The organism is Ideonella sp. B508-1, from assembly GCF_000333615.1.
Classification (GTDB): Bacteria; Pseudomonadota; Gammaproteobacteria; order Burkholderiales; family Burkholderiaceae_C; genus Ideonella.
In genome coordinates, this window is record NZ_BADL01000571.1 from 17,725 (window position 1) to 28,074 (window position 10,350).

The following is a 10,350-nucleotide window of genomic DNA, read 5'->3' on the forward strand; positions in this document are numbered from 1 at the left end:
CGACAACCAGAAAAGGACACACGATGGAACTCAGCGGTCATCTGCTGTACATCGACATCACGCAGATCTGCGGCATCGGCTGCAGCTTCTGCATGTACGCGGACCGGCACAGCCTGGGCGCGCAGCTCGAACTGTCGGAGCAGGGCCGGCACAACCTCGCCAGGCTGATCAACCACCCGTCCGTCAAGCGGGTCTCGATCAGCGGCGAGGGTGAGCCGCTCAACAACGTCGCGGCGTTCCACGCGATCCTGGGCTTGTCGCGCGGCGGCGTCGCGTTCGAGTTCATCACCAGCGGCTTCCTGCCCCACGATCGCCTGAACCGGTTCTACGACAAGACGGAGGCCATCCTCCAGGCGCACGGGGACACCTGCAACATCCGGCTCAGCTCGGACTCGTACCACGTCGAGAAGATCCGTCACCGTCCGCACGGCGCGAGCCTGCGGCGGGCACTCGCGGCGGCGCAGGGCGCGTTGAGCTTCTCGTTCCGTTCCGTCGACACGGACCGTGCCTTCACGCGCGGCTACCTGCTGCGCGAGGCGGCGGACTGCCCGGGCAAGCCCCGCATCGTCGAGGCCGGCCCGCTGGCGGACCAGCTCGTCGTCGGCGACCGTACGTTCGCGATCGACTACAAGAACCATGTACACCCCGGCGCCGAAGTCGCGACCGAACGTCTGGACCTGCACGCCTACATCGCGGCCATCGAGGCGCGCACCGGCAAGCGCTTCACGCTCGGTAGCCTCAATCCCGCCCCGCTGCACAACGGCCTCGACGTCACCGTTAAACCCGATGGCGCTGTGGCGCTGTATGGCATCGAGTACCTCGCCCTCGGCAATATCCACGCGGACTCGTTCAGTTGGGAGGCGCTGGCGGGCCGCGTCGCCGGCGACCCGTTGCTGCACCGCCTGCACACGACGCCCTTCCTGGACGCAATCGCGCGCATCGACGACCAGGACGCCGTGCGCGCGCTAGCAAGCACCGTCAACAATCCGTATTGGCTGGTCAAGGAGATTGCCAAGCACCCGGGCATGATGCAACAGCTGGCCGCCAAATGATCGTCGACTCGCACACCCACACCGCCTATTCGAAGCACGCGACCGGCAGCGTTGACGACGTGGTCCGCTCCGCCATCGCGGCCGGCGTCGACGTCCTGACCATCACGGACCATGCCCCCTTCCACGTCGACAGCGACAACCGCCTGCTCGAACGCGAGCTCGACGCCTACCTCGACGACATCCGCCGCGCGCGCGCTGAACACGCCGGCCGCATCCGGATCCTGACCGGGCTCGAGGTCGACTACATGTCCGACGCGCGGGCGCACGCCGAGCGACTCCTGGCCAATCTCGACCTTGACTTCGTGATCGGGTCGATCCACTACCTGATGGTGGGCGGCACCCGCGTGAACGTCTGGGACTTGGCGCGCCTGAACGAGCCGGCGGTCCTCGACCACTTCTTCCTGGCGCTCGAGGAGTCCGTGGGCAGCGGCCTTTTCGATGCGATCGGCCATCCCGACGCGCTGCTGCGCAGCGTCCCGGCGTTCTACTGGCACACGCGTTTTCTCCCGCTGGCCGATCTGTTCCGGCGCCACGACGTCTCCTACGAGCTGAACGCGTCGGGCCTGCGCAAGAGCTCCTGGGATCCCGTGACGAGGCGGGAACACCACGGCAGTTGGTCCTACCCGAGCCGCGAGGCGCTGCCACAGCTCCTGGCGTGCGGTGCGACCTTCACGGTAGGATCGGATGCGCATACTCCGGACAGTGTTGGCTCCGGCTTGAGGGACATGCTGGCCGAGCTGGTCCCGCTCGGCCTCCACGCCATCTGCTACTACGAAGGGCGGCAGCGGGTCGAGGTCCGCCTCGACCCGCGCACGTCCTGGGGCTCCGCATGACTCTCACCATCGCCACCCCCGAGCCGCCGCGCCTCGACGACTCCTGGGAACAACATGGCGCGCTCGCCGACGACCAGCTGCGCGCCGTCTTCCTCGCCGCCAAGCAGGACGCCGACGCCGTGTCCCGCGGCTTCCGTACGTTCGCGGCCGCGCTCAAGACACGCGGCATCGTCGGGATGGACGAATACGTTGCTGTCTTCGGCGGCCGCGCGGCCGTGCACCTGACCCAGTCCACCGACGGCCGCTTCACGGACATGGCGTCTGGTGCCGACGCCACCGAGCTGGCGCGCCGCTACAGCCGCGCAAAGCACGGCAGCATCGAGGACATCCGGCACCTCGCCGGCCGGATCGTCTCGATGCTGGAACACGCGCTGCGAGATCCCGACAGCGACTGGCGGCGCCTGTTCGAGCACGCGCGCGCGCGCAGCGAGAGCGTAGCGATGATGACGACCGGTTGGCGCAATGTGCCCTCCACCGCCAACGTGTTGTACGCGATCGTGCTGGAACACCTCAACGTATTCCTGGCAGGCCTAGACCTACCCACCATCGTGGAAGTCAAGCTGCCGCGCATCGCGCCGCCCTGCGAGAACTACGCCAGCCTGAGCACCGAGGAGCGCCAGCGTATCTCCCTGACGCAGGACCACGTGATCCCGGGTCCGGATTTCTACCGCTGGTCGGCGGTCCACGTGATTTTCGGGGACGACGTGCTGGTCACCGGCTCCACCGCCGACAAGGTGTTCGAGGCATCGATGCGCAACGGCGCACGCTCCTTCCGCTCCCTGTACGCGATCGCGCTCGATCCGGGCGTCGCGCTGCGAGATCCGTCGATCGAGGAACGATTGAACCTGGCGGAGGTATCTGGTGCACTCGATGAGGTCGTCGCCGCGTTCCTGGCGCATCCCGGCAACGTCCCTATTCTGCGAGCGCTGCGCTTGGTTTTCGCGGCGGCCAACCGGCCCGCGCTGCCGGCCTTCGTGCAGCGCCTGCCGCCCGCCAACCTGCTGGCGCTGTACGTTAGCGCGTTGGGCAACGAATTCCAGCGCGAGGTGTCCTGCGCTGCGTCGCTGTCTCTGGTGCAGCGACATCTGGTCGCCCACGGCCTGCTTGATGCTCAGGGCCTGCCACGTCGTCCCTGGGCTGAGCGTTGATGACGGACCGCACGCGCTTCGTCAGCTATTGGGAGACCGTGCCGGGACGCACGATGCCGCCCTACGTCGCGCTTGCACTGGTCTGGATGCGCCATGTACTGGGCGACGACTTCCACCTACTCACGCCTGGCAACCTCACCGCGGCGATCGGCTCCGCGCACGAGCACAAGGAGTGGCACTTCCGCGCGCTGGAGTTCGATGCACCCGCTGCAACCGTCGCGGTCGTTGCCAAGAGCGACTACATCCGCCTAGCCTACGTGCTGGCGCACGGGGGCGCGTGGCTGGACGCGGACACTATCCTCCTGGCCCACCCGTGCCCAGCGATCTTTCCCAAAGTACTGGACAGCCGCCTTCACTGGTACAGCGAGGCCGTCTTCGCCGCGCGCCCGGGCAACCCGCTGCTGCGCGCCGCCGCACGCAACTGCCTGCAGGCGACGGTCCACGACTGGGGCGACCCCGGCGCGATCCGCGCCGAGATCGCGAGGCAACAGGACGCCGTGAACTCCATCCCGCACCATCATTTCGACCCCGGCCATCACCCGCTTTACTGTTTCGAGACCTGCGACATCATGCTAGATCGCACGCTGCCCGTGGAGCGTTTCCTCTCGAGCGACGGGCTCAAGGCACTCAAGCTGTACAACACCTACTTTTCGCGCTCGTTGATGGGCACCATGAACCTGGACGATTTCCTTGCATCGGACTTCCTCCTGGCGAGAATATTCCTGCACCTCTTGCCCGACCGCGGATTCTGGAGAGAGCGCGGTCTCGAAGTGCTTGAACGCGCGGGGTGAGCGGCGGCAAGGTACCAACGCACCCGAACCACCAGATCGAAGTGTTGCAGCATCTTGGACACGTTCACTTCGGGCGGATGATTTGGAGTCCTGCCCGCCGCCTGCGCCGATCGGGAGGGGTTAGGGCCGCAGGAGAGTTAAGTCGTCTTTTCGCGGTGACAGGTATTAGGTAGCTGCCTCAGATTTCCGCTTTGCAACGGGGAGCAGTCTTCGGGCAATGGTTCTCCACAGTCTGCTGCCGCTGCTTTGCGCACCAAGCTTCCTGTGATGGCTGTCGAGTCCTATTACAGGACGCCTATCTGTTGCGCAGTGCGAGGCCGGCCAGCGTTGGACTAAGCTCCATGCTCTTCCTTCCCGGGCTAGGCGGATTATGGGTAGTCCAGGTTTCATTGGTACCAGAGAGCCGCTTCTCGAATGGCTGCCGGAGGAGACTCTGTTCAGCCTGGTGTCTCGCTTGCATCGACTATGGGGGCACGGCGTTCCTGGCCTGACGGCCGAAGCCTTGTTTGGGCACGCGCGAGCCGGAACCCAGCATGACTTACCAAGCCACTTGGCCGCGTTCTGTGGCAGAACGCGAGCCGCATATGGGTGCGCCGAGGCTCTCGCCATGGACAGAACGCTCCTTCGCTTCTATCGGCCATTTGCCTCCAGGGTGGTTGTCACTGAGGCTGCTCGAAGGATGTCCGGCTCTTCCGTGGCTCACCTCAAGTTCAAGCTGGGTCTGCTGACGAGTCGATTCGGTGCCAGTCACCCCCTCAAGACCTGTTTGAGATGCCACCGTGAAGGTGTCGAAGTCCACGGGTGGCCTTACTGGAGGCTTGAGCATCAATACCCGGGCGTTTGGGTCTGTGCTCGGCACGGTGAGCCGTTGCTGCAGCTGAACGTGAAGACAAACGGCATAGAGCGCTTCTCTTGGCAGCTACCGCGCGAGGAGCGCCTGCAGCTCCCCTTTCGGGGGCTGTCTTCCGCTGCAGCCTTGTCCTTGGCTCGTCTCTCCATACTCACCATATCCCTGGTTCATGAGAGCCGGCCTGACGGTTGGCTCAATGCTTCTGGGGTCTGGTCGATTTTGATGGCGAGGCTCAATGAGATGGGAGCTCTCACCCCTGCAGGCAGCCTTCGGATGTCTGACTTGGCGCCTGACTTTCTGCGTTGCGTGAGTCCACTTCGTGAGATCCCAGAGCTGGCTGCGCTGCCCGAAACCTTGGACGAGGCCGTCTCGCAAATCGGACGAATGCTGCGGCCCCCGCGAGCTGGCATCCACCCGCTCAGAGCGTTGGTGGCGATCTATTGGCTGTTTGGCGATTCAGCGACTTTTCTTGGCTATGTCGATGGATTGCACCTGCCAGCGCGTCCACGGATTGGATTGCCGGCATTTGAAGAGGCAGACCAGACGGCGGCTGAGGGAGGGCAGCAGGTTCTGTTGCGGCTGGTGCGCGAAGGGGCCTCTGCGCGATCTGCCGCAAGCCAGGTGGGCGTAGACGTCAACACCGCTCTTGGCTGGATGTCCAAGGCGGGAGTCTCCATACAGCGGCGCCCCAAGAGCATGGATACGCAGCTCCGGCGGCTCATCGTCACAGCTTTGCGCCGAGGGCAAGACAAAGCGACCGTGTCGCAGCGCAGTGGTCTGTCGATCACGACGATCACCCGTGTGCTGCTGTCCGAGCCCGGGTTGAAGGAACGATGGGATCACGTTCGCCTCGAGTCTCGTCGCCAACAGGTACGCACCGAGTGGACACGCGCCTTGCGCATGCATCCTGGGCTGGGCATCAAGTTGGTCCGGGCTACAGCGCAGGCAGCCTATGCCTGGCTGTACCGGCATGACAGAGACTGGCTCGATGCGCATTCGCCTCAGACGGAGGCTCAGAAGCAGCCGCGGGGCAGCGTTGTCCGATGGGATGAGCGTGACCTGAGACTGTCCGCGGCTGTAGAGCAAGCCGCTCTGGCCATTGCGAACGATCTCCCTGGCAAGGGCGTTCGCCTGCAAGGCCTCGTGCAAGCAGTTCCCTCACTCAAAGCCAAGCTGCGGGCGCTGGACAGGCTTCCTCTGACCCGGAGAGCCCTTGAGCTCGCCTTGGGGCGCAGCCTGAGCCGATCGCGAAACGCCCTCGGACTGAGCTGATTCTTGCGCCGGCGAGGCTGCAGGTCTCACAGGCTGCGGATCCAGGGCCAACTGTCATAGTGACCATGGACAGACACGATCCGCCATACACGGCAGGAGACGCATGAGTCCGTGGGAAGTATGCATATATGCGCTGTGATATGCTTTAAGCATGATCACTGCTGCTCTTCAGGCACGCGTGCTCCGAGCTGCTGAACAGGCTCGTCGCCTTGGCATCGCCCAATCGCAGATCGCCGACGCCGTGGGCGCCAGTCAGTCCCAGGTGAGTCGGATCCTTTCCGCGGGGGGCGTGCGCCCATCTCGACTCTTGGAAGAGGTGTGCCTCTACGTGGAGCGCTTCGAAGCCGGCGTGACCGCAGATGCCGTGCGGGCCAACGATGAATTGGTGGAGGCTGTTCAGTTCGCCTGGGACGGGTCTGCATCGCATGCGCGTGCACTGGCCACCGTGATCAGGTCCCTGTCCGTTCTGAAGTCACCAGGAGAGACGACCACATGAGCGGCATGTTGGTGAGGCCCTGTCCGCTGCCGGAGGAACTGGATCTCGGCTATCTGGGACGACTGATGCGAGCCAACGGCTATCACTCAAAAAATGAGTTCGCTAAAGCCATGGCCATGCACGTCGGTATGCCTTCAAGGCAGCAGCGCGAATTGCCTGTGGCCCAACTGTTGGCGATGATGGCGGACCAGACCGCTGAAGAGTTCGCGCAAAAGCACACAACACAGCCCTTCCGACGCGCCATCACACACTATTACCCTGAACTCATGCATGGCAGCCTGGAAAGGCTCTCATTTGCGTTTAAGAGTGGGGTCAAGACGGCACGTGATGGGCTGTATTTTTGCCCTGAGTGCGCCGAAGAAGATGTGGATCGCCACGGCGTCAGCTACTGGAGGCGCAATATCCAGATCCCCGGTCAGGTATGGTGTGCAAGCCACGGCGCTCCCCTGTTCTACATTCTGGCTAAGGGAGGCAGTGAACAGACGCCACTCTCGCATCTGGACACTGCTGAACGCGTCTCCTTGTCACTTGGGAGGGCAGCGGCGAACAATGCTGCAGTGGGTCGCTACTTGGAAGTGGCCGCAGGACTGGCGGAGCGACCGAAGCCATTGGATGTACGAATCGCCTCTGCGATTCTGAAGTCGCAAGCTAGAAGCCTTGGATTCAGGACACATGGTGGCAAAGGCTCAAGCCCTCTACTCAGCGATTTCATGGTTCAGAGCTTCCCTAGGGAGTGGCTTGGTACCATTTGCCCGGACCTGTTGAACAAGCCAGTTGGGCGGCATCTCAATAAGGTCGATGGAGTATTGCACCTGGAACGAGGTGCTTCAGGAGCTTGGAATTACCTCTTGGCGGCAGCCGTGCTCTTTCCAACTTCTGAGGCGGCATTGAACTCACTCACCGAGCAGAGCGAGTCGAACCGACCAGAGCCCAGAGTCAAGCGATCTTCCACGTCCGCACCAGAAGACTGGCGGATTCTTCGTGCCTACGCGGGCTCTTACGGAGACCACTCAAACGTACGACATCAGTTCAAATTACCGCGCCGAACAGCGGAGTATCACTTCAAGAAGCTTGGCCTTCCTTCCCTCTCAGGCGCGAACAAATCGGGGCGTCGTCAAGCGCTATCTGCGTTGCTGTTAGAAGGGAAGTCGCTTGCTGAGAGTGCACAGCTCGGCAATATGACTGATTCTGAATTACTCGCGCTGTTCAGGGAGTGCTGTCCGAACATGGTGTCTGTGCTTCAGGAAATGGCCAATAGCGAGGCGGTGCCGCAGAAAGTGGGCCGAGGCATGCGTGCCGTGACGCCAGGAGAGGCGGAGCATGTTGGAAGGTCTGAAGCCATGGCGATACTCGATTGAGAAGAGTCCTGTTCCCGAGGGCGCAGACAGTAGCAAGGCCAATCCCTCCCGCAGAACGCGCGTGATCCAGTGCTACTGCGCGATACTTGCGTCCCTTTCCACTGTCCGAGGATTTCTATGGCCAAGTCGCTTGCCCAGATCGAAGCACAGATTGAGAAGTTGAGAAAGCAGGCCGAGTCGATCAAGGCCAAAGAGGTCCAAGGGGTCATCGACCGTATCAAGGAGGCGATTGCCCACTACGGACTGACCGCAGAAGACTTGGGCCTCGCCAGGCGGCCACTTCGAGCCGCAGGCGGCAAGGCCGCGAAGGTGGCGGAGCGTAAGGTGGTCAAACCTGCCACCCTGCCCAAGTACGGCGATGGAACTGGCAAGACCTGGTCTGGTCGCGGAAAGCGGCCGCAGTGGTTCAAGGATGCGTTGGCAGCAGGCCGCAAGGCTGAAGAGCTGCTGGTCGACAAGGCCTGAACAGACGAAGACCTTGCCGACCAGCGCAGGGCGCTCCCCACGGCCTCTTCAAAGCGGATGGTGCGTCCAATATGCGGTCTACTCCCCAACCCGCTGCCAGAAGCGGCCCCAGTAGGTCGAATCCCGACTGACCAGATCTTCGTAACGAGACATGCGCAGCGGATCTTTGCTGAGGATGGCGGAAACGGCTGGTGCCAACGGCGCCAGATAGGTTCGGGCGGCCTCCTTGAAGTCATCGACGCGCAGATCGTCCGTGTCACGTTCCAGCGCGATCCGATTGGCCGCAATCCAGAGGGCCACAATGATCCGCTGAACTCCCCCGCTCAGGAGGAAGATCAGCTCGGCATGCTCAGCGGCGTACTTGAGCCGCTCCTGCACGTACTGATAGGGCCACAGCGCCTTGAGGAATACTTCGAACGACGGGTCGCTTGAAGAGCCAAAGGTGCTGAAGGCGTGAAAGCCGCCGGTGGCAAAGCGTTGAAGGTTGCTGAGACGGTTTGTGATTGCGCCGATGCCATCGGGCGTGCCGCTGAACACAACAGGCATTCCCCAGGTGTTGAGAAGCGTCAGGATCCACTTCAGGCATCGATCCTCGATGATGCTCAGCTCAAGAATTTCTCCGGTCTTCCTCTTTCTGCGCTGTTCCAGAGTACCGATCTTGAAGAAGTTCTGAACCTCGTCGAGATGAAGAACGCCTAGAAAGTGGGAAAGAGCGACCTGGCGCCACTCGTCGAGTACGGCCATAGGGTTCTTGTAGCGCTCCCGCTGAAGCAGCGCTGCAAACCGGCCGCTCCCGGTTCTTCTCTCCCACGCCAGCATCAATGCCCGAGCGAGATCTTCCGCCGATCCGCTGGCGGGCACATCGATGGAAAGCCAGACCACCTGGGTATGCGGCCCTGCGAGCTTGGGAAAGGTGTCGTGAACGACAAGCTCGGGAAAGCAGTTGAGACACCGCATGGAGCCTTCTGTCTTGCCGGAACCAGAAGGCCCCTCGACAGCAGCCCCAAATGCCATCGAGCCGGGACGCTTTGAGTTCACCACCTCCCCACTCAATGTGCGCCATGTGCCAGGCTGTACAGGGTTCCGATCGAGGTAGGACCGTCGGAGCATGAGGTCGATGGTTTCAAACAGCCGACCTTCCACCTCGGGCGGTACATGAAAATTCCGGACCTCCATCAGCATGTGCCTGCGAACATGCCGAGGGATGTCCTTCAGTTTTCCGGGGCGCGGGGGGACTTCCAAGAGGTGTTTGACGGCGTCCTCCCGCGAGAGCAACGGCCCGAGAGGATCAATCAGGATGTTGCCGGCATAGGGGTTCAGCGTGGAGGCTTGGGTCATGCACGGTCCTCCTCATCGACGGACGCCAACAAGGAATTGATGAGCGACCGGTGAGCAGCCGATGAGTCGCTGAAATCCGCCGCCTCAGTCTGCATGGCTGCGGAGGAAGGAAGGTCCGGGCTCAGACTCCGCTCCATGGCCCTGGCTTCCGTCATCGTCGGCATAGGCCCAGAGGCTTTCTGAAGCGCCTCCTTGGTCATCAGCGTTGCCCTTTCCACCATCAACTTGCGTCGGCGAAGGAACTCCACCTTCAGCATCCTGTTGTCGTGGGCAATCTGGGGCCGCATCATGGTTTCATAGGCCAGACTGTCGAGAAGCTCCTCGAAGGAGACTTCAGGCGATGCCTTCGTCTGATCGCTGAGGCTCAGGCGGAGCATGCCGACGCCCGCGACGTTCGGGGTCCAGATAGTGGACATCGATCCTGGGTAGTGGCAAACAGGGAGGTTCCATCCCTCAAACTGTCTGGCCAGGGTGGTCCACTGCGCCTCTCGGACTTCAGGCGAGGAGTAGTCGCACTTGGCAAACCGGACGGCATCCCGCCGAACGCGGGCGGTGCTTTGGGGAAGAAAGGTGTCGATCAGATCCGCTTCATCGACATCCTTGCGGTATCCGATGCCCATCTCAAAGCCCCAGCGCCAAAGGCCCGCCGGGCTCGGGTGCACGCCAGCCGCAATCATGTGTGCGTCGACACGGTCATGACGTGGGGCCGTGAGGTTGTATTCGGCGAAGAGCTCGTGCAGATATTCG

The 10,350-nt window shown here is 62.6% G+C and carries 9 protein-coding genes and 2 pseudogenes; 9 read left to right on the forward strand and 2 right to left on the reverse strand.

Translation table 11 applies throughout. The features are described 5' to 3' along the window. The first annotated feature begins 23 nt into the window (after positions 1 to 23). From I73_RS22370 to I73_RS22400, 9 genes and pseudogenes are all read left to right on the forward strand, one after another. Positions 24 to 1,052, forward strand: a complete 1,029-nt coding sequence (locus I73_RS22370; protein ID WP_022982656.1) for a radical SAM protein — start codon at positions 24 to 26, stop codon at positions 1,050 to 1,052. After that, positions 1,049 to 1,885 carry a histidinol-phosphatase gene (locus I73_RS22375; protein WP_022982657.1) on the forward strand — a complete coding sequence of 279 codons (837 nt, stop codon included), beginning with the start codon at positions 1,049 to 1,051 and terminating at the stop codon, positions 1,883 to 1,885. Before I73_RS22370 ends, I73_RS22375 begins: the two co-directional genes overlap by 4 nt. Further along, positions 1,882 to 3,033 (forward strand): hypothetical protein, encoded by a 1,152-nt coding sequence (locus I73_RS22380; protein WP_022982658.1) that lies wholly within the window; start codon positions 1,882 to 1,884, stop codon positions 3,031 to 3,033. Before I73_RS22375 ends, I73_RS22380 begins: the two co-directional genes overlap by 4 nt. Then, positions 3,033 to 3,824, forward strand: a complete 792-nt coding sequence (locus tag I73_RS22385; RefSeq protein WP_022982659.1) for a glycosyltransferase — start codon at positions 3,033 to 3,035, stop codon at positions 3,822 to 3,824. The genes I73_RS22380 and I73_RS22385 overlap by 1 nt, the downstream gene beginning before the upstream one ends. A 370-nt stretch (positions 3,825 to 4,194) precedes the next feature. Then, a pseudogene (locus I73_RS34940) lies at positions 4,195 to 4,683 on the forward strand (TniQ family protein); the annotation flags it as partial. Between the two features lie 9 nt (positions 4,684 to 4,692). Then, positions 4,693 to 5,946 carry a TnsD family Tn7-like transposition protein gene (locus I73_RS31955; protein ID WP_234409587.1) on the forward strand — a complete coding sequence of 418 codons (1,254 nt, stop codon included), beginning with the start codon at positions 4,693 to 4,695 and terminating at the stop codon, positions 5,944 to 5,946. 151 nt (positions 5,947 to 6,097) lie between these two features. After that, positions 6,098 to 6,442, forward strand: coding sequence for a hypothetical protein (locus I73_RS22395; RefSeq protein WP_022982661.1), 345 nt, complete (start codon positions 6,098 to 6,100; stop codon positions 6,440 to 6,442). Continuing rightward, complete coding sequence (locus tag I73_RS31960; protein WP_083876997.1) at positions 6,439 to 7,800, forward strand: TniQ family protein; 1,362 nt, start codon at positions 6,439 to 6,441, stop codon at positions 7,798 to 7,800. Before I73_RS22395 ends, I73_RS31960 begins: the two co-directional genes overlap by 4 nt. 117 nt (positions 7,801 to 7,917) lie before the next feature. Continuing rightward, the gene (locus I73_RS22400) at positions 7,918 to 8,265 is read left to right on the forward strand and encodes an H-NS family nucleoid-associated regulatory protein (RefSeq protein WP_026097087.1); all 348 of its coding nucleotides are present in this window, start codon (positions 7,918 to 7,920) and stop codon (positions 8,263 to 8,265) included. 78 nt (positions 8,266 to 8,343) lie between these two features. Here the strand turns inward: I73_RS22400 and I73_RS22405 are convergent, their stop codons facing one another. Further along, positions 8,344 to 9,603, reverse strand: a complete 1,260-nt coding sequence (locus tag I73_RS22405) for an ATP-binding protein (protein ID WP_022982663.1) — start codon at positions 9,601 to 9,603, stop codon at positions 8,344 to 8,346. Beyond that, a pseudogene (locus I73_RS33375) lies at positions 9,600 to 10,350 on the reverse strand (transposase); the annotation flags it as partial. The pseudogene I73_RS33375 and the gene I73_RS22405, both read right to left, overlap by 4 nt.

Bases quoted from the DNA above. Each gene is read 5' to 3' on its own strand.
- I73_RS22405 (WP_022982663.1), bottom strand. From the start codon at position 9,603: ATGACCCAAGCCTCCACGCTGAACCCCTATGCCGGCAACATCCTGATT.
- I73_RS22370 (WP_022982656.1), top strand. From the start codon at position 24: ATGGAACTCAGCGGTCATCTGCTGTACATCGACATCACGCAGATCTGC.
- I73_RS22380 (WP_022982658.1), top strand. From the start codon at position 1,882: ATGACTCTCACCATCGCCACCCCCGAGCCGCCGCGCCTCGACGACTCC.
- I73_RS22385 (WP_022982659.1), top strand. From the start codon at position 3,033: ATGACGGACCGCACGCGCTTCGTCAGCTATTGGGAGACCGTGCCGGGA.
- I73_RS22395 (WP_022982661.1), top strand. From the start codon at position 6,098: ATGATCACTGCTGCTCTTCAGGCACGCGTGCTCCGAGCTGCTGAACAG.
- I73_RS31960 (WP_083876997.1), top strand. From the start codon at position 6,439: ATGAGCGGCATGTTGGTGAGGCCCTGTCCGCTGCCGGAGGAACTGGAT.
- I73_RS22375 (WP_022982657.1), top strand. From the start codon at position 1,049: ATGATCGTCGACTCGCACACCCACACCGCCTATTCGAAGCACGCGACC.
- I73_RS22400 (WP_026097087.1), top strand. From the start codon at position 7,918: ATGGCCAAGTCGCTTGCCCAGATCGAAGCACAGATTGAGAAGTTGAGA.